Raw genomic sequence first — 17,294 nt, forward strand, 5'->3', positions numbered from 1 at the left:
CCTTCCCTGTCGCTGGCGCAGTTCGATGTCCACCGTTCTCAATGTGTTGCTGCCGATCTTCGGTCTGATCCTGGTCGGATTCGTCTGCCGGCGCACCAATCGCCTGGGGCCGACAGCCGCTTCGGAGATGAACCGCTTCGTGGTCTGGCTCGGCTTGCCGGCCTTGCTCTTCAGCCTCACCGCCAAGGCCGACTGGGCTCAGGTCTGGCAGCCTGGTTTCCTGCTCGCCTTCACCGGCGGCATGCTCGCGGTGTTTCTGGTCACGCTGGTGTACCGCTGGAAAACTACCGGCAGCCTCGTCGACGCCAGCATTGATGGGCTCAGTGCCGGCTACGCCAATACCGGTTACATCGGTATTCCGCTGTGCGTGCTGGTACTGGGGGAGGAGGGTATGGCGCCGGCGCTGATCGCCACGTTGATGGTGGTCTGCGTATTGTTCGGCCTGGCGGTGGTGTGCATCGAGGTGGGCCTGCAGAGCAAGAAGGGTGTGGGCGGCGCCATCGTTCAGGTGATCATGGCCTTGTCGAAGAACCCGCTGGTGGTCGCGCCTCTGCTCGGTGCCGCGTGGGGGCTTGGTGGTGTGCAGTTGCCGGCGGCGCTGGATGAATTCCTGCGTCTGCTTGGCGCCGCCACCGTGCCCTGTGCGCTGGTCTCGCTGGGCCTGTTCCTGGCGCAGCGGCAGAGCGGGCCGAGCGAAGGCGCCTGGCTGCTGGTGGTGTTGAAGCTGGTGTTGCAGCCGCTGGTGACCTGGTTCATCGCCTTCGTGCTGCTCGACCTGCCGGCGTTCTGGGCCTACGCCGCGCTGCTGCTCAGCGCGCTGCCCACCGGTACCGGGCCGTTCATGCTTGCCGAGTATTACCAGCGCCAGGCGGCGCTGGTGTCGCGGGCAATCCTGTTTTCCACCCTCGGCTCGCTGCTGACCCTGTCGCTGATCCTGCTGGCGATCAGCCCTTGAGCTGCAGCTCCACGCCCAGTTGCTGGGACAGGCAGGGCCAGCGCCGCCAGGCCGATGCAGTATCCGGCGCCGCCAGGCGCTCGCGGTAGGCCTGCACCGAGGGTTGGTCGAAGCTGGCGTCGTCGAGCATGCCGGCCAGGGCATGATGCACGGCTTCGTCGAGCTGGTTGGCGAAGGGCTCGCCAATCAGTTGGTGGGCGATCAGGTTGGCGCGCGTGGTATCCAGTGGGATCAGCGGCTGGCCGAGATGGGCGATATAGCGATCATTGACCTCTTCCACCAGGCGATGGGCCAGATAGGCCTCGTCGAGCAGGCCTTCCAATCCTTCATGGCCTTCCATCAGCGCCGGTGGCTGCAGGAAGAAATGCTCGGCGATCTTCAGCACGGGTTTCACTGCGGCTTCGATTCCGGCTTTCCGCGCCACCTCGGCGGCAGCGTCCAGCACGTCCGGCACCTCTTCGATATAGGCGATGACGAAGGCCGTCAGCGCGCCCGAGGCGTCGTCTTCGGGCAGGCGGATGGACGGGTGCAGGCGATCCAGTTGGGCCTGCAGGAAGTGTGCGAGTGCCTGGCTGCCGCTTTCCTGCTGACGAGCCTGGGTGATCAATTGACGAAGGGCGGCGGTGTTCATGACTGCTCCTACATTTCAGGACATGGACGTGAACCTTAGCCGGCTCCGGCAGTCGGCTAAGACGCGATTGTCATAACTTTTTCATACTTATGCGAGTCTGCTATATCCACTTGTATCAGAAAGGCTACAGCCCGCGTCAGTCGCGGCGTTTAGGACAAGGGCTGCGCGGCTTCGGCCATTTTCCCTCTTACGTTGCGAGGTGAAAGTCGCCGTCTATACTCGATTTCGAAAGGCAGTACCTGATGGAACCGGACGGGCTTAGGCACGGAAAGGTTTCGGCAGCAGTTGCCAGCAGTCGAGCGTGGTTCGCGAACAGAGTCCGCAGCGCATGCTCTATGGCAGTCGATCCCTTAGCCGCAGGCTCAGCCGGCGGGATAACAAGAACAATCAAGGGGAACCCGCAATGATGCGACATCCACGAGTCTGGATGGGCCTCCTGCTGTGGCTGGCATTAGGCTCGGCGCACGCCCAGTGGACGGTCAACATGGCGCCCGGTGTAACCGACGTCAGCCGCTCCGTGTTCGACCTGCACATGACCATTTTCTGGATCTGTGTGGTGATCGGCATACTGGTATTCGGCGCCATGTTCTGGTCGATGATCATGCACCGCCGCTCTACCGGCCAGGAGCCTGCGCACTTTCACGAAAGCACCACCGTCGAGATTCTCTGGACCGTCGTGCCATTGGCCATTCTGGTGGTGATGGCGATCCCGGCGACCAAGACGCTGATCGAGATCTACGACTCTTCCGAATCCGAACTGGACATCCAGATCACCGGCTACCAGTGGAAGTGGCACTACAAGTATCTGGGGCAGGATGTGGAGTTTTTCAGCAACCTGACCACGCCACGCTCGCAGATCAACAACCGCGAAGCCAAGGGCGAACACTACCTTCTGGAAGTCGACGAGCCGCTGGTGGTGCCGGTCGGCACCAAGGTGCGTTTCCTGATCACCGCCGCCGACGTGATCCACTCCTGGTGGGTGCCGGCGCTGGCGGTGAAGAAGGACGCCATCCCCGGTTTCATCAACGAGTCCTGGACCCGCATCGAAGAGCCCGGCATCTACCGCGGCCAGTGCACCGAGCTGTGCGGCAAGGATCATGGCTTCATGCCGGTGGTGGTCGAGGCCAAGTCCAAGGAGGACTTCGACGCCTGGCTCGCCGAGCGCAAGCAGGCTGCCGCAGCAGAGCGTGAGCTGACCAGCAAGGAATGGACCATGGAAGAGCTGATGGCGCGTGGCGAGAAGGCCTACAACACCACCTGCGCCGCCTGCCACCAGCCCACTGGTGAAGGCCTGCCGCCAATGTTCCCGGCGCTCAAGGGCTCGGCCATCGCCAAGGGGCCAGCCGAGGGTCATATCGACATCGTCTACCACGGCAAACCGGGCACCTCCATGGCTGCCTTCGGCAAGCAGCTGTCGCCGGTCGATCTGGCCGCCATCATCACCTACGAGCGCAACGCCTGGGGCAACAATGTCGGTGACATGGTCACGCCCAAGGACATTCTCGATTTCTCCAAGGCGCAGGAGTAAGGACATGAGTGCAGTGATCGACCACGGTCATACTGACCACCACCATGGCCCGGCCAAGGGCCTGATGCGCTGGGTGCTGACCACCAACCACAAGGACATCGGCACGATGTATCTGTGGTTCAGCTTCTGCATGTTCCTGCTGGGTGGCTCGATGGCCATGGTCATCCGTGCCGAGCTGTTCCAGCCGGGTTTGCAGATCGTGCAGCCGGAATTCTTCAACCAGATGACCACCATGCACGGCCTGATCATGGTCTTCGGCGCGGTGATGCCGGCGTTCGTCGGCCTGGCCAACTGGATGATCCCGCTGATGATCGGCGCGCCGGACATGGCGCTGCCGCGGATGAACAACTTCAGCTTCTGGCTGTTGCCGGCGGCCTTCGGCTTGCTGGTCTCGACGTTGTTCATGGAAGGCGGCGGGCCGAACTTCGGTTGGACCTTCTACGCGCCGCTGTCGACCACCTACGGGCCGGAGAGCACGACCTTCTTCATCTTCGCCATCCACCTGATGGGCATCAGTTCGATCATGGGGGCAATCAACGTGGTCGCGACCATCCTCAACCTGCGCGCCCCGGGCATGACCCTGATGAAGATGCCGCTGTTCGTCTGGACCTGGCTGATCACCGCCTTCCTGCTGATCGCAGTGATGCCGGTACTGGCCGGTTGCGTGACCATGATGCTGATGGACATCCACTTCGGTACCAGCTTCTTCAACGCCGCCGGCGGCGGGGACCCTGTGCTGTTCCAGCACGTGTTCTGGTTCTTCGGCCATCCCGAGGTGTACATCATGATCCTGCCCGCCTTTGGCGCGGTCAGCTCGATCATCCCGGCCTTCGCGCGCAAGCCGCTGTTCGGCTACACCTCGATGGTCTACGCCACCGCGGCGATCGCCTTCCTGTCGTTCATCGTCTGGGCGCACCACATGTTCACCGTTGGCATTCCGCTGACCGGCGAGCTGTTCTTCATGTACGCCACGATGCTGATCGCCGTGCCCACCGGGGTGAAGGTGTTCAACTGGGCCAGCACCATGTGGCAGGGCTCGATGACCTTCGAGGCGCCGATGCTGTTCTCGGTGGCCTTCGTCATCCTCTTCACCATCGGTGGTTTCTCCGGGTTGATGCTGGCCATCGCGCCGTCGGACTTCCAGTACCACGACACCTATTTCGTGGTGGCGCACTTCCATTACGTGCTGGTGCCGGGTGCGATCTTCGGCATCTTCGCCTCGGCCTACTACTGGCTGCCGAAGTGGACCGGCCACATGTACGACGAAACCCTGGCCAAGCTGCATTTCTGGATGAGTTTCATCGGCATGAATCTGGCGTTCTTCCCGATGCACTTCGTCGGCCTGGCCGGCATGCCGCGGCGTATCCCCGACTACAACATGATGTTCGCCAACTTCAACATGGTCTCCAGCATTGGCGCCTTCATGTTCGGGGCGACTCAGCTGCTGTTCCTGTTCATCGTCATCAAGTGCATCCGCAGCGGGAAGCCGGCACCGGCCAAGCCCTGGGACGGTGCTGAAGGTCTGGAGTGGACGGTGCCGTCACCGGCGCCCTATCACACCTTCAGCACGCCGCCGGAAGTGAAATAGGAGGTCCGCCGTGAGCGAGGTCATCGCGACGCGTCGCCTGGTTACCCGTCTGCTGGTCGTGGTGGTAGTGATGTTCTGCTTCGGCATCTTCATCCTGCCACCGTTCTACGACGCCATGTGCCGGGTGTTCGGCATCAACGGCAAGACGGCCGGGGCCTATCAGGGTGAGCAATTGGTGGACGAGCAGCGCCAGGTGCGCGTGCAGTTTCTCGCCACCAACGCTGCCGGCATGGTCTGGGAGTTCGGGCCGCAGGCCGACGAGATCCTGGTCCATCCGGGTGAGGCGCGCGACATGCTGTTCGTTGCCTACAACCCCAGCGACAAACCGATGAGCGCGCAGGCGATTCCCAGCGTATCGCCCTCCAAGGCCGCGGCCTTCTTTCACAAGACCGAGTGCTTCTGCTTCACCCAGCAGGTGTTGCAACCAGGCGAGCGCATCGAGATGCCGGTGCGCTTCATCGTCGACCGCGACCTGCCGCAGGACGTTAAGCACCTGACCCTGGGCTACACCCTGTTCGATATCACCGAACGCAAACCGCCAGTGGTACAGGCGACCCTTGCTCGGGCGACTCCATAAGGAGAACAACAATGTCGAGTCACCAAAGTCACGAGAACTATTACGTACCGGCACAAAGCAAATGGCCCATCGTCGCCAGCATCGGCTTGCTGGTGAGCTTCTTTGGCGTTGGCACCTGGTTCAACGATTTGTCGGCGGGGCGTGAAGGCTCCAACGGACCGCTGATCTTCTTCGTCGGTGGGCTGATCCTGGCCTGGATGCTGTTCGGCTGGTTCGGCAACGTCATCAAGGAAAGCCGATCCGGCCTCTACAGTGCGCAGATGGATCGCTCCTTCCGTTGGGGCATGAGCTGGTTCATCTTCTCCGAGGTGATGTTCTTCGCCGCCTTCTTCGGCGCGCTGTTCTACATCCGCATGTGGTCCGGCCCCTGGCTCGGCGGTGAGGGTGACAAGGGCGTCGCCAACATGCTCTGGGAAGGCTTCGAATACAGCTGGCCGATGTTGCAGAACCCTGATTCCAAACTATTCCCGCCACCCAGCGGGGTGATCGATCCCTGGCACCTGCCTCTGGTCAACACCATCCTGCTGGTGTCCTCCAGCGTCACCATCACCTTCGCCCACCATGCCCTGAAGAAAAACCACCGGGGCCCGCTCAAGGCGTGGCTGGCGGCGACCATTGTGCTGGCTCTGGCGTTCCTGTTCTTTCAGGTCGAGGAGTACATCGAGGCCTACACCGAGCTTGGGCTGACGCTTGGCTCGGGCATCTACGGTGCGACCTTCTTCATGCTCACCGGCTTCCACGGTGCGCACGTGACGCTCGGTACGCTGATTCTGGTGGTGATGCTGGTGCGCATCATGCGCGGCCACTTCAATCCCGATCAGCACTTCGGTTTCGAAGCGGCCTCCTGGTACTGGCACTTTGTGGACGTGGTCTGGCTCGGCCTGTTCATCTTCGTCTATGTGCTTTAGTGGCTGCAGCCTACCGCTTGTGGCCTACCAGGTGACATGAGAGACCAGTTGCCCTGAGTAGAAGCCCCAGGCGATCAGGGCAACGGTAATGGCGGTAAGGCCGACACGGACAGTCAGAGCGCCTACCACTCGGGAACCATGGCCTTCGTCCTTGACCAGGAAGAACAGGCCGCTGAACAGACTGGCGAGAGTGGCCAGCAGCATGAGGATGATCGCGGCCTTGAGCATGCGAGACTCCGGGGGATTGAAGTGATGCAATGCAGTATAGCCAGCAACCCTGATCGTAACGGCAGGGCGCAATGAGCGCCTTCCGCCCCGGTTGGCTGCCCAGCCTACTGGTCGCCCTGCTGCTGCCGGGGCTGATCTGGCTGGGCTTCTGGCAGTTGCAGCGCGGCGAGGAGAAGCGCCAGCTGCTGGCCAGCTTCGAGGCGCGGCGTCAGGCCGAGCCGGTCAGCCTCGAGCAGCTCGAGCCCATGCGTGATCCGGCTTACCGCCGTGTCCAACTGCGCGGGCACTTCGACGATGAACACAGCCTTTTGCTCGATAGCCGCATCCGCGATGGGCATGCCGGCGTCGAGTTGTTGCAACCCTTTTACGACCAGTCCAGCGGCCTCTGGGTGCTGCTCAACCGTGGCTGGCTGCCCTGGCCTGACCGGCGCACACCGCCGCAATTCGATACCCCCGATGGCGTGCTGCAACTCACCGCCTGGATATACGTCGCACCCTCTGGCGGTCTGAACCTGCGCTCCGGTGCGGCGACCGATGGCTGGCCGCGGCTGATCACGCAGGTCGAGGCTGCAAGCCTGTGGCAGCAGCTCGGCCGCGGTGGGCTTCCGTTCGAGGCGCGTCTGGAGGCTGGGCCGGCCAGCTATCGCGTCGACTGGCCGGTCGTGGCCATGGGCCCGAGCAAGCATCTGGGCTATGCGGTGCAATGGTTCGCCCTGGCCGCCGCGTTGATCGGTCTGTTCATTTATCTCGGAATTCACAACGCACGGGAGAGTCGTCATGAACCCAGCCATCGCCATGCCTGAGGCTCCGCGCAAGGGTCGTGGTCGCCTGCAGTTGCTGTTGATCCTGGCCATCACCATCGGGCCGATGTTTCTCGCCAGTGCCATGTATCAGTGGCGCTTCTGGGTACCGGAGACGCGCAGCTACCACGGTGTGCTGATCGGTGACGGCCGCACTCTGGCTGACCTCGGCGTGCAGGGGGAAGTAGAGCCTCGGTGGCAGATCCTGGTGACGGCACCGGGCGCGTGCGAGGCTGACTGTCAGCAGCTGGTTTACCTGGCGCGGCAGATCCAGATCGGTCTCAACCGCGAAACATCTCGTGCTAGTCACGGCCTGGCGCTGGCCGAGCCGCTAGCGGCCGACTACGACGCCACGCTCAAACGTGAGTACCCACAACTGGGACGCTATCGACTGGACCTGCAGGCCTATGACAAGGCCGCCGAGGCGGTGCCAGGTGCGCAGCTGTGGTTGGTCGATCCGCATGGCAATCTGGTGCTGCGCTATCCGGCTGGCAACAACGGCAAGGCAATTCTCGATGATCTGCGCTACCTGCTGAAAATTTCTCTGATCGGTTGATGCTGCGCTCTGTCCATATCGACAGAGCGCCAAGCCCCGTGCCCAAGGAGTCGACATGCACAAGCCCGGTTACCGTCTAGCGCTGTTCGCTACTCTCCTGACCGTGGTGGTGGTGCTGCTAGGTGCCTACACCCGCCTGACCCACGCTGGCCTGGGTTGTCCAGACTGGCCGGGTTGCTACGGGTTTCTCGGCGTGCCGATGAGCGAGCACAAGCAGGCTATAGCCGAAGCACGTTTTCCCGAGGCGCCGGTTGAGGTCGCCAAGGGCTGGTACGAGATGATCCACCGCTACTTCGCGGGTTCGCTCGGACTGGTGATCCTGCTCATCGCCGTCCAGGCCGTGCGCCGTCGCGAGGAGCCTGCGCAACCTGTCAAACTGCCGCTGGCGGTGCTCGCGCTGGTGATCCTGCAGGGCGCGTTCGGCATGTGGACGGTCACCCTGCAGCTGTGGCCGCAGGTGGTCACAGCTCACCTGCTCGGCGGCTTCGCTACCCTCAGTTTACTGACCTTACTGACCCTACGCCTGTCGGGGCGCTTCGCCCCGCTGCAGCTGTCGGGACGCCTGCGTGCACTGGCCGCTGCCTGCCTGCTGCTGGTGATCGGGCAGATCGCCCTCGGTGGCTGGGTCAGCTCCAACTACGCCGCGGTCGCCTGCGTCGATTTGCCCACCTGCCATGGTGAGTGGTGGCCGGCGATGGACTTCGGCAAGGGCTTTCACCTGACCCAGCATATCGGCCCCAACTACCTGGGCGGGCAACTCGACAGCGATGCACGCACCGCCATTCACATGAGCCATCGCATCGGCGCGGTTCTGGTCACGCTGGCGCTGCTGGTGCTGGCCTGGCGGTTGCACGCGGCCAGGCTGTCGCGCCTGGCGGGTCTGCTGGTGTTGGCGCTGGCCGTGCAGGTCAGCCTGGGCATCAGCAATGTGATCTTCCATCTGCCGCTGCTGGTGGCAGTGGCGCACAACGCTGGCGGCGCCGCCCTGTTGCTGACCATGGTGCTGATCAACTATCGCCTGAGGGCAGCATCTCCGGCGATGCGAGAAGCCTCTCATCTGATGGGCAGGCGCACCACGCTCGTTTCCAGCGGTCTGGTTCAAGGCCGGTAAATAACGAATCAAGGAGAAATGCCATGGCGACGATGCTGCGCACTCACTCCGAACGTGCCACCTGGCGCGATTATCTGGAGCTGACCAAGCCGCGGGTGGTGATGCTGATGCTGATCACCTCACTGGTCGGCATGTTCCTCGCCACCCGTGCCGGTGTGCCCTGGACCGTGCTGCTGTTCGGCAACCTCGGCATCGGCCTGTGCGCCGGTGCGGCGGCTGCGGTCAATCACGTAGTGGACCGGCGCATCGACTCGATCATGGCGCGTACGCACAAGCGTCCGGTTACGGCAGGGCGGGTCTCGCCGGTGGCGGCGCTGACCTTCGCCCTGGCACTGGCCATAGCCGGCATGAGTCTGCTGATGGTGTTCACCAACGAGCTCGCCGCCTGGCTGACCCTGGCCTCGTTGCTCGGCTATGCAGTGATCTACACTGGCTTTCTCAAGCGCGCGACGCCGCAGAACATCGTCATTGGCGGCCTGGCGGGCGCCGCCCCACCGCTACTGGGCTGGGTCGCCGTCACCGGTCACCTGAGTGCTGAGCCGCTGCTGCTGGTGCTGATCATCTTCGCCTGGACGCCGCCGCATTTCTGGGCACTGGCCATCCACCGCAAGGAAGAATACGCCAAGGCCGACATTCCCATGCTGCCGGTGACCCACGGGGAGCACTACACCAAGGTGCATATCCTGCTCTACACCCTGGTGATGTTCGCGGTAACCCTACTGCCCTACGCCATCCACATGAGCGGGCCGCTTTACCTGGCCTGCGCTGTGCTGCTGGGCGGTCGCTTCCTGCACTGGGCCTGGGTGCTGTACCGTGACAGCAAACCGCACGCCGCGATCAACACCTTCAAGTACAGTATCTGGTACCTGTTCCTGCTGTTCATCGCGCTGCTCGCGGACCACTACCTGCTGCTGAATATCTAAGGCTTTTCATGACGCGTACCCACACAACGGTTTTCGTTCTTGTCGCAATCGTGGCCCTGGTGCTGGGGCTTACCGTCAACAAGGTGCTCAGCAGCAAGAGTCAGGGTGACCCGGCGGCACTGCTCGATGCCGGCATCGTTCTGCTGCCGCAGAACCGTAGCCTGCCGGCGCTCAGCCTGGTCGATCAGGACGGCAAGGAAGTCGCGGTTGATCAGCTCAAGGGTGACTGGAAGCTGCTGTTCTTCGGCTATACCTTCTGCCCGGACATCTGCCCTGCGACCCTGGCCCAGCTACGGCAGCTACAGGGGCAGTTGCCGGAAGAAACCCGCGCGCGGCTCGAGGTGGTGATGGTCAGTGTCGACCCGCACCGCGATACGCCGGAGCAATTGAGCAAGTACCTGGGTTTCTTCAATGCGGGCTTCAAGGGCCTGACCGGCGAAGAGGAAACCCTGCAGAAATTCGCCAATTCGGTGAGCATCCCCTACATCCCGGCTGATACCAGCAAGGAAAACTACACCGTCGATCACAGCGGCAACCTGGTGATCATCGGCCCGGACGGCACCCAGCGCGGCTTCATCCGTGCGCCGATCAACAACGCCAAGCTGGCCGAACAGTTACCGGGTCTGGTTTCCGGTAGCTGATCCGCTGGGGTGTGCTTACGCACCGCTATTACCATCATTTCCCGGACGCATCCGGGCTACGGTCCGACGCAGACCGTAGTGTGGCTTAGCGGCGCAAAAGCCCCGGTCGTGTATACGCAACTGAGCGTGGCGCGCCGCGTAACCCACCAGGCGATGGAAGGCGTTGCGCCGATGGTGGGTTACGCCGCAGCAGATACAACGGGGTTTCAGCAGGCTAGACAGGCGGCTAACCCACCCTACGAAACGCGTCGATCCCACTACAGCGCGAATGGCAGCGGCAGGTTGACCTGCTGACGCTGCGCCAGGCGCCGCTGGAATTCGGCGGGGTCGTGGATCAGCACCTCCTGCCCGGCGAAGGACTCGGCGGCGATCAGTCGTGACAGCCAGAAACGCACGCAGGCCACGCGTAGCATGGCTGGCCAAAGTTCCGCTTCTGCGGCGCTGAACGGCCGTAGAGCCGCATAAGCGCCTAACAGCGCACGGGCGCGAGCGCCATCGAGGGTGCCATCCTCGTGCGAACACCAGTCGTTGAGGGTGATTGCCAGGTCGTAGAGCATTGGCCCGGAGCAGGCGTTGTAGAAGTCGATCACCCCGGCCAGATGGTTGCCGTCGAACAGCACGTTGTCGCGGAACAGATCGGCATGCAGGTTCGCTCGTGGCAGAGCGAGGATGCGCGGTTTCAGCTCGGCGATCTCGGCCAGTGCATCACGCAGCAGTGGCAATGCCTGCTCGTCGAGTTTCAGGGCCTGGCTCGGACCTTCGGCGAGCATCCAGTCCAGTCCGCGGTCGCTGCGGCGCTCGATGGGCGCATTACGCGTAGCCAGGTGAATGCGCGCCAGCAGGCTACCCACTTCCTGGCAGTGATGGGCGTTGGCTTCGCGCACATGCTTGCCGGAAAGCCTGGGCTGTAACAGCGCCGGCTTCTCCGCCAGCGTGCGCAGTGCCTCGTCGTCCTGCGTGCGCAGGGCGTAGGGCACCGGCAAGCCGGCGTCGTGAAGCACGTCGAGCAGTTCGATGAAGAACGGCAGGTCGGCCACCGGGCCGCGCTCCACCAGGGTCAGAACGTACTCGCCCTGCTCCAGGCTGACGAAGAAGTTGCTGTTTTCGCTGCCTGCAGCAATACCCTGGAAATCGCGCAACCGACCAAGCCCGTAGGGCGCCAGGAAGACTTCGAGCTCATGACGCTCCAGGGGGGTGAATACCGACATATCAGACCTTAATCGCTTACCAGCTAAAGATTTCCCACGATGGGATCAGCATGTCCGGATCGTCCGAACGTACGAAGTTGCCGTCGCTGCCATCGGCGCGAACGAGAAAATAAGGCTTGCCATTCTTCGGGATGACTTTGATGGCATAGAGGAAGCCATTGACCCGGTATTCCTGAATGGTGCGGTCGCCGTCCTGGCGGATGGTCACGTCCGGATCACCCGAAACCGGATCTTCGGCATGTGCGGCAAGCGGAAGGCAGGCCAGCAGGCCGACCAGCAAAAGGCGTTTGGCTGTACCCATGGTAACCTTGCTCCTTGATATTCACTGATGCAGCCATTCTAACAGGCTGCTGAAAAACTACCTGCGTTGCCACTGCTGCGTTAAAAGCAGGCTCGGAATGCTCATTTACAGCTCGTAAACTGCGCTTCCTCGCCTGCTTTTGCCTTGCACTGGCCGCCTCGCCTACGTTTTTCAACTACCTGTTAGCTGCACCCGCCGAAAAGGTTGATCCCGCGCATGAGCCAAGCTCCCCTCGTTCTGGTCGACGGTTCCTCGTACCTGTACCGCGCCTTCCACGCCCTGCCGCCGCTGACCACCTCCAAAGGCATGCCCACCGGAGCGGTGAAGGGCGTGCTGAACATGCTCAAGAGCCTGCGCAAACAGTACCCGGACAGCCCCTTTGCCGTGGTTTTCGACGCCAAGGGCGGTACCTTCCGCGATGAGCTATTCGCTGAGTACAAGGCCAATCGCCCGTCCATGCCGGACGAGTTGCGCGTCCAGGTCGAACCGCTGCACGCCAGCGTGCGGGCCCTGGGGCTGCCGCTGCTGTGCGTCGAAGGCGTCGAAGCCGATGACGTGATCGGTACCCTGGCCCGTCAGGCAGCCGGGGAAAAGCGCGATGTGGTCATCTCCACCGGCGACAAGGACATGGCGCAGCTGGTCTGCCCGCACGTTACGCTGGTCAACACCATGACTGGAAGCGTCTATGACGAAGGTGGCGTGAAAGAGAAATTCGGTGTCGGCCCTGAGCTGATCATCGACTACCTGGCGTTGATGGGTGACAAGGTCGACAACATCCCCGGCGTCCCCGGTGTGGGTGAAAAAACCGCGCTCGGCCTGCTGGTCGGCGTCGGCGGCGGCCTCGACGTGCTCTACGCCAACCTCGACAAGGTGCCCGAGCTGCCGATCCGCGGCGCCAAGGGCCTGCCGGCCAAGCTCGAAGAGCACCGCGAGATGGCCTACCTGTCGTATCAGTTGGCGACCATCAAAACCGATGTACCACTGAATATCGAAATCGACTCGCTGCATCCCGGCGAGCCGGATCAGGCCGCGCTGGTCGAGCTGTATGGCCAGCTGGAATTCAAGAACTGGCTGGACGACCTGCTGCGCCAGAACAAGGCGCTGGCCGCCAAGGCCGCTGCGCCGGCTGGCGACCTGTTCGCCGAACCGACTGGCGAAGCCGCCGAAGAGGCTGCCGAGCCGGCGCCAGCCAGCGCCGGTGATTACCAACTGGTGCTGGAGCAGGCGCAGCTCGACGCCTGGCTGCAGAAGCTGAAGCAGGCCGAGCTGATCGCCTTCGACAGCGAAACCACCAGCATCGATGCGCAACAGGCGCAACTGGTCGGCCTGTCCTTCGCGGTCAAAGCTGGTGAGGCGGCCTATGTGCCGCTGGCGCACAGCTACATGGGCGTGCCGCAGCAGCTCGACCGCGATGCGGTGCTCAAGGCGCTCAAGCCGTTCCTCGAAGACCCAACCAAGGCCAAGGTGGGCCAGCACGCCAAGTACGACATCAATGTACTGGCCAATGCCAGCACGCCGATTGACGTGCAAGGCGTGGCCTTCGACACCATGCTCGAATCCTACGTGCTGGACTCCACTGCCACCCGTCACGACATGGACAGCCTGGCGCTGAAATACCTGAACCACAGCACCATCCGTTTCGAAGACATCGCCGGCAAGGGCGCCAAGCAACTGACCTTCGACCAGATCGCCCTGGAGCAGGCCGGCCCCTACGCTGCCGAAGACGCTGACGTGACCCTGCGTTTGCACCAGGAACTGTGGGGCCGCCTCGAGGCCATACCGTCGCTGGCCAAGGTGCTACGCGACATCGAGATGCCGCTGGTGCCGGTGCTGGCGCGCATTGAGCGCAACGGCGCCTTGGTCGATGCCAAGCTGCTCGGTGAACAGAGCGTCGAGCTGGGCGAGAAACTGGTCGAGCTGGAGCGCAAGGCGTTCGAGATCGCCGGTGAGGAATTCAACCTCGCCTCGCCCAAGCAGCTCGGCGTGATCCTCTATGAAAAACTCGGCTACCCGGTCATCAGCAAGACCGCCAAGGGGCAACCTTCCACCGCCGAGGCGGTGCTCGCCGAGCTGGCCGAGCAGGACTACGAGCTGCCCAAGGTGCTGATGCAGTACCGCAGCTTGAGCAAGCTCAAGAGCACCTACACCGACAAGCTGCCGGAGCAGATCAACCCGCGCACCGGGCGCATCCACACCAGTTACCACCAGGCGGTGGCCGCCACCGGCCGCCTGTCCTCCAGCGACCCGAACCTGCAGAACATTCCGATCCGCACCGCCGAGGGCAGGCGTATCCGCCAGGCGTTCGTCGCGCCCAAGGGCTACAAGCTGATGGCGGCGGACTACTCGCAGATTGAGCTGCGCATCATGGCTCATCTGGCCAAGGATGAAGGTCTGCTGGACGCCTTCCGCCATGATCTGGACGTGCACAAGGCCACGGCTGCCGAAGTGTTCGGTGTGCCGCTGGATCAGGTCACCAGTGATCAGCGCCGCAAGGCCAAGGCCATCAACTTCGGCCTGATCTACGGCATGAGCGCCTTCGGCCTGGCCAAGCAGATCGACGTCGAACGCAAGGAGGCGCAGGCCTACATCGACCGCTACTTCGCACGCTATCCCGGCGTACTGACCTACATGGAAAGCACCCGCGCCCAGGCCGCCGAGCAGGGCTACGTGGAGACGGTCTACGGCCGTCGCCTGTACCTGCCGGAAATCCATGCGCAGAACCAGGCCATGCGCAAGGGCGCCGAGCGCGCGGCGATCAACGCGCCGATGCAAGGCACTGCGGCAGATATCATCAAGCGCGCGATGATTGCCGTGGACGGCTGGCTGCAGAACAGCGGTATCGATGCGCGCATCATCCTGCAGGTGCACGATGAACTGGTGCTGGAGGTGCGCGAGGAACTGATCGACGAGGTCAGTGCCAAACTCAAGAGCCTGATGAGTGGCGCCGCCGACCTGGACGTACCGCTTCTGGTGGAAGTGGGTGTCGGTGCCAATTGGGATGAGGCCCACTGATTGGCTCGCTGCTGTGGCGCAAAGCCGCAGCAGCTCCAGCTTTTGGGTTTTCAGGAATCAAAAGACGCTTTCTTATAGCAAATGGTTTTTAAGAAGGCGATGAACTTTCCGCAAACCCACCCGGTCAGAGTTCATGAATGGCCGTTAAGCCCTTCAATGCTCCTTTGTTGTGTTAAGTGTTGGCAGACATCTGAACCCCGCCCTAGCGGTTCAGACCTTGAACCCCGAACTTCTCCCTCCCCATACGAAGCTCGGGGTTTTTTTTGCCTGTAGAAAAGTGCCGCCAGCGGCATTCTGATGACCCTCTCTCATTCGTGGGGGACGACTGCATGGATGCAGGAGGTAGGGCGAAGCAGGACGCCAAAGCCGAGAGTGCCCGAAGGGCGGGAGAAGAGCTTACGCGCTTATTACGAGTCGTCTCCGGTGCCCCCTGCGCACCCTGCTTCAGGCCTGTTCAGCGCTTTCTTCACCCTCTTCCGGCAACAGATCCAGCCAGCCGGCCAGCACCATCTGCGCCTCTTCCACGCCCATGCGCTTGGGCGCCGAAAACAGCTGAATGCTGATGCCCTCGCCCCACTGCTTACGAATGTCCTGGCGCACCTTGAGCAGCGCATTCTTCGCCGCGCCGAACGCCAGCTTGTCGGCCTTGGTCAGCAGAATATGCAGCGGCATGCCGCTGGCCACCGACCAGTCCAGCATCATGCAGTCGAACTCGGTCAGCGGGTGGCGGATATCCATCATCAGCACCAGGCCGCACAGGCTTTCGCGGCTGCCCAGATACGCTTCGAGATGTTTCTGCCAGTGTTGCTTGAGCGGGATCGGCACTTTGGCGTAGCCGTAGCCGGGCAGGTCGACCAGGCGGCGTTCGTCATCCAGGCGGAAGAAGTTGAGCAACTGGGTGCGCCCCGGTGTCTTCGAGGTGCGTGCCAGGCTGGCATGGGTCAGGGTGTTCAGTGCACTCGACTTGCCCGCGTTGGAACGGCCGGCGAAGGCGACTTCCAGGCCGCTGTCCTCGGGGCACTGGTCGACCTTGGCGGCACTGATGAGGAAGCTGGCCTGCTGGCACAGACCGATGATGGGATTCTTCGGGAGCATGGAGGTATCCGGTGGTGCCTCGACTTCTGTTGAGCGGCTCGAGGGCTTGCGACATTTCCGCGCACCTGCTGCACGCCAGGCGGCGTGGCAAGCGGCGTCGTTTCCGTTTCAGCATTGCCAGTATATAATGCCGCAGATTTTGTGTGCGCTTTGTCCCACCCGCAGGAAACCGATTGCCGGGAGCGATTTCATCTCTGCTCGATAGAAAGCAGGACGCTTCCCACCCTGATGAGGTTGATCTGATGAAGAAAATGCTGCTTGCCGCTGCCGTTATGACGCTGTCTTTCAACGGCTATGCTGCTCAGGACCCGCAAGCTGTGTATGACCGCGCCTGTGGCGTATGCCACAACGGCCAGATCCCCACGGCGCCCAAGATGGGCGACAAGGCCGCATGGGAACCACGTCTGGCCAAGGGCATGGATACACTGGTGCAAAGCGTCACCAATGGTTTGAATGCCATGCCGCCGCGCGGTCTGTGCATGGACTGCACGGCCGAGGATTACCAGGCGGTCATCAAGCTGATGACCGAATGAGTAAGCCCGACCGATAACCCTTTCTCTCTTAGCCGTAATTGGATTAGCTGATGAACAAAGTACTCGTGAGTCTGCTGTTGACCCTGGGCCTCACCGGCGTGGCTCAGGCTGCTGGCGATGCCGAAGCCGGTCAGGGCAAAGTCGCTGTCTGTGGTGCCTGCCATGGCGCCGATGGCAACAGCCCCGCACCAAACTTCCCCAAGCTGGCCGGTCAGGGCGAGCGTTACTTGCTCAAGCAGCTACACGACATCAAGTCCGGCAATCGCCAGGTCGTTGAAATGACCGGCATGCTCGACAACCTCAGCGATCAGGACATGGCGGATATCGCCGCTTACTTCTCCAGCCAGAAGATGAGCGTTGGGGCTGCCGATCCCAAGCTGGTCGCGCGTGGTGAAGCGCTGTTCCGCGGCGGTAAGCTGGAAGAAGGCATGCCGGCCTGCACCGGCTGCCATTCGCCTGACGGCGCAGGTCTGGCGGCTGCCGGCTTCCCGCACCTGGGAGGCCAGCACGCTCAGTACGTAGCCAAGCAGTTGACCGATTTCCGCGAAGGCAATCGCACCAACGATGGTGACGCGATGATCATGCGCGCTATCGCTGCCAAGCTGAGCAACAAGGATATCGAAGCCGTATCCAGCTTCATCCAGGGGCTGCACTGATAATTTGCTGCGCGTCGGCCCTGCAAGGAAGAAACAGGATCGG

At 62.4% G+C, this 17,294-nt stretch carries 18 protein-coding genes; 13 read left to right on the plus strand and 5 right to left on the minus strand.

From position 1 onward, the window contains the following. Nucleotides 1-25 precede the first annotated feature (25 nt). Complete coding sequence (locus EL191_RS00825; protein WP_041975801.1) at nt 26-955, plus strand: AEC family transporter; 930 nt, start codon at nt 26-28, stop codon at nt 953-955. Here the strand turns inward: EL191_RS00825 and EL191_RS00830 are convergent. Beyond that, nucleotides 945-1,586, minus strand: coding sequence for a hypothetical protein (locus EL191_RS00830; RefSeq protein WP_041975803.1), 642 nt, complete (start codon nt 1,584-1,586; stop codon nt 945-947). The two genes, EL191_RS00825 and EL191_RS00830, sit on opposite strands and share 11 nt — an antisense overlap. A 403-nt stretch (nt 1,587-1,989) precedes the next feature. Between EL191_RS00830 and coxB the strand changes: the two genes are divergently transcribed. Genes coxB through EL191_RS00850 form a run of 4 tightly spaced genes read left to right on the plus strand, consistent with a single transcriptional unit; the run spans nt 1,990 to nt 6,187 of the window. After that, nucleotides 1,990-3,114 carry a cytochrome c oxidase subunit II gene (gene coxB, locus EL191_RS00835; RefSeq protein ID WP_026041917.1) on the plus strand — a complete coding sequence of 375 codons (1,125 nt, stop codon included), beginning with the start codon at nt 1,990-1,992 and terminating at the stop codon, nt 3,112-3,114. 4 nt (nt 3,115-3,118) lie between these two features. After that, on the plus strand, nt 3,119-4,702 hold the full coding sequence (gene ctaD, locus EL191_RS00840) for a cytochrome c oxidase subunit I (protein WP_013713315.1): 1,584 nt from the start codon (nt 3,119-3,121) through the stop codon (nt 4,700-4,702). A 10-nt stretch (nt 4,703-4,712) separates the two neighbouring features. Next, nucleotides 4,713-5,279 carry a cytochrome c oxidase assembly protein gene (locus tag EL191_RS00845; RefSeq protein ID WP_041975805.1) on the plus strand — a complete coding sequence of 189 codons (567 nt, stop codon included), beginning with the start codon at nt 4,713-4,715 and terminating at the stop codon, nt 5,277-5,279. A gap of 11 nt (nt 5,280-5,290) precedes the next feature. Beyond that, nucleotides 5,291-6,187, plus strand: a complete 897-nt coding sequence (locus EL191_RS00850) for a cytochrome c oxidase subunit 3 (RefSeq protein ID WP_013713317.1) — start codon at nt 5,291-5,293, stop codon at nt 6,185-6,187. A gap of 24 nt (nt 6,188-6,211) precedes the next feature. Here the strand turns inward: EL191_RS00850 and EL191_RS00855 are convergent, their stop codons facing one another. Continuing rightward, nucleotides 6,212-6,415 carry a twin transmembrane helix small protein gene (locus EL191_RS00855; RefSeq protein WP_013713318.1) on the minus strand — a complete coding sequence of 68 codons (204 nt, stop codon included), beginning with the start codon at nt 6,413-6,415 and terminating at the stop codon, nt 6,212-6,214. Nucleotides 6,416-6,486: 71 nt separating this feature from the next. On the opposite strand from EL191_RS00855, the gene EL191_RS00860 reads away from it, so the two are divergent. From EL191_RS00860 to EL191_RS00880, 5 genes are read left to right on the plus strand one after another with little or no spacing between them, the layout of a single operon-like run. Then, nucleotides 6,487-7,218 carry an SURF1 family protein gene (locus tag EL191_RS00860; RefSeq protein WP_017361111.1) on the plus strand — a complete coding sequence of 244 codons (732 nt, stop codon included), beginning with the start codon at nt 6,487-6,489 and terminating at the stop codon, nt 7,216-7,218. Next, nucleotides 7,193-7,771: a hypothetical protein gene (locus EL191_RS00865; RefSeq protein ID WP_041975807.1), complete on the plus strand. Its 579-nt coding sequence runs from the start codon at nt 7,193-7,195 to the stop codon at nt 7,769-7,771. The genes EL191_RS00860 and EL191_RS00865 overlap by 26 nt, the downstream gene beginning before the upstream one ends. 55 nt (nt 7,772-7,826) lie before the next feature. Next, nucleotides 7,827-8,882: a COX15/CtaA family protein gene (locus tag EL191_RS00870; RefSeq protein WP_013713321.1), complete on the plus strand. Its 1,056-nt coding sequence runs from the start codon at nt 7,827-7,829 to the stop codon at nt 8,880-8,882. A gap of 23 nt (nt 8,883-8,905) precedes the next feature. Next, nucleotides 8,906-9,805 carry a heme o synthase gene (gene cyoE, locus EL191_RS00875; protein ID WP_013713322.1) on the plus strand — a complete coding sequence of 300 codons (900 nt, stop codon included), beginning with the start codon at nt 8,906-8,908 and terminating at the stop codon, nt 9,803-9,805. Between the two features lie 8 nt (nt 9,806-9,813). After that, entirely contained in the window at nt 9,814-10,446 is a 633-nt protein-coding gene (locus tag EL191_RS00880; protein WP_017361113.1) for an SCO family protein, read from the plus strand. A 257-nt stretch (nt 10,447-10,703) separates the two neighbouring features. Here the strand turns inward: EL191_RS00880 and EL191_RS00885 are convergent, their stop codons facing one another. Both EL191_RS00885 and EL191_RS00890 read right to left on the minus strand, forming a co-directional pair. After that, entirely contained in the window at nt 10,704-11,654 is a 951-nt protein-coding gene (locus EL191_RS00885; RefSeq protein ID WP_041975809.1) for a homoserine kinase, read from the minus strand. Between the two features lie 16 nt (nt 11,655-11,670). Beyond that, a complete protein-coding gene (locus EL191_RS00890; RefSeq protein ID WP_013713325.1) occupies nt 11,671-11,955 on the minus strand; it encodes a DUF2782 domain-containing protein in 285 nt (94 codons plus the stop codon). A 216-nt stretch (nt 11,956-12,171) separates the two neighbouring features. Here EL191_RS00890 and polA point away from each other — a divergent pair, with 216 nt between their 5' ends. Continuing rightward, nucleotides 12,172-14,967: a DNA polymerase I gene (gene polA / locus EL191_RS00895; protein WP_041975811.1), complete on the plus strand. Its 2,796-nt coding sequence runs from the start codon at nt 12,172-12,174 to the stop codon at nt 14,965-14,967. Between the two features lie 444 nt (nt 14,968-15,411). Here the strand turns inward: polA and yihA are convergent, their stop codons facing one another. Then, nucleotides 15,412-16,062, minus strand: a complete 651-nt coding sequence (gene yihA, locus EL191_RS00900) for a ribosome biogenesis GTP-binding protein YihA/YsxC (RefSeq protein WP_013713327.1) — start codon at nt 16,060-16,062, stop codon at nt 15,412-15,414. 242 nt (nt 16,063-16,304) lie between these two features. Between yihA and EL191_RS00905 the strand changes: the two genes are divergently transcribed. Both EL191_RS00905 and EL191_RS00910 read left to right on the plus strand, forming a co-directional pair. Continuing rightward, a complete protein-coding gene (locus EL191_RS00905) occupies nt 16,305-16,595 on the plus strand; it encodes a c-type cytochrome (protein WP_013713328.1) in 291 nt (96 codons plus the stop codon). 50 nt (nt 16,596-16,645) lie between these two features. Further along, complete coding sequence (locus tag EL191_RS00910; RefSeq protein WP_041769311.1) at nt 16,646-17,251, plus strand: c-type cytochrome; 606 nt, start codon at nt 16,646-16,648, stop codon at nt 17,249-17,251. The last annotated feature ends 43 nt before the right edge of the window (nt 17,252-17,294 follow it).

Source organism: Pseudomonas mendocina, assembly GCF_900636545.1.
Taxonomy (GTDB): domain Bacteria; phylum Pseudomonadota; class Gammaproteobacteria; order Pseudomonadales; family Pseudomonadaceae; genus Aquipseudomonas; species Aquipseudomonas mendocina.

Coding starts and splice junctions, on each gene's coding strand:
- EL191_RS00825 (WP_041975801.1), top strand. CDS start 26: ATGTCCACCGTTCTCAATGTGTTGCTGCCGATCTTCGGTCTGATCCTG.
- EL191_RS00830 (WP_041975803.1), bottom strand. CDS start 1,586: ATGAACACCGCCGCCCTTCGTCAATTGATCACCCAGGCTCGTCAGCAG.
- coxB (WP_026041917.1), top strand. CDS start 1,990: ATGATGCGACATCCACGAGTCTGGATGGGCCTCCTGCTGTGGCTGGCA.
- ctaD (WP_013713315.1), top strand. CDS start 3,119: ATGAGTGCAGTGATCGACCACGGTCATACTGACCACCACCATGGCCCG.
- EL191_RS00850 (WP_013713317.1), top strand. CDS start 5,291: ATGTCGAGTCACCAAAGTCACGAGAACTATTACGTACCGGCACAAAGC.
- EL191_RS00855 (WP_013713318.1), bottom strand. CDS start 6,415: ATGCTCAAGGCCGCGATCATCCTCATGCTGCTGGCCACTCTCGCCAGT.
- EL191_RS00860 (WP_017361111.1), top strand. CDS start 6,487: ATGAGCGCCTTCCGCCCCGGTTGGCTGCCCAGCCTACTGGTCGCCCTG.
- EL191_RS00865 (WP_041975807.1), top strand. CDS start 7,193: ATGAACCCAGCCATCGCCATGCCTGAGGCTCCGCGCAAGGGTCGTGGT.
- EL191_RS00870 (WP_013713321.1), top strand. CDS start 7,827: ATGCACAAGCCCGGTTACCGTCTAGCGCTGTTCGCTACTCTCCTGACC.
- cyoE (WP_013713322.1), top strand. CDS start 8,906: ATGGCGACGATGCTGCGCACTCACTCCGAACGTGCCACCTGGCGCGAT.
- EL191_RS00880 (WP_017361113.1), top strand. CDS start 9,814: ATGACGCGTACCCACACAACGGTTTTCGTTCTTGTCGCAATCGTGGCC.
- EL191_RS00885 (WP_041975809.1), bottom strand. CDS start 11,654: ATGTCGGTATTCACCCCCCTGGAGCGTCATGAGCTCGAAGTCTTCCTG.
- EL191_RS00890 (WP_013713325.1), bottom strand. CDS start 11,955: ATGGGTACAGCCAAACGCCTTTTGCTGGTCGGCCTGCTGGCCTGCCTT.
- polA (WP_041975811.1), top strand. CDS start 12,172: ATGAGCCAAGCTCCCCTCGTTCTGGTCGACGGTTCCTCGTACCTGTAC.
- yihA (WP_013713327.1), bottom strand. CDS start 16,062: ATGCTCCCGAAGAATCCCATCATCGGTCTGTGCCAGCAGGCCAGCTTC.
- EL191_RS00905 (WP_013713328.1), top strand. CDS start 16,305: ATGAAGAAAATGCTGCTTGCCGCTGCCGTTATGACGCTGTCTTTCAAC.
- EL191_RS00910 (WP_041769311.1), top strand. CDS start 16,646: ATGAACAAAGTACTCGTGAGTCTGCTGTTGACCCTGGGCCTCACCGGC.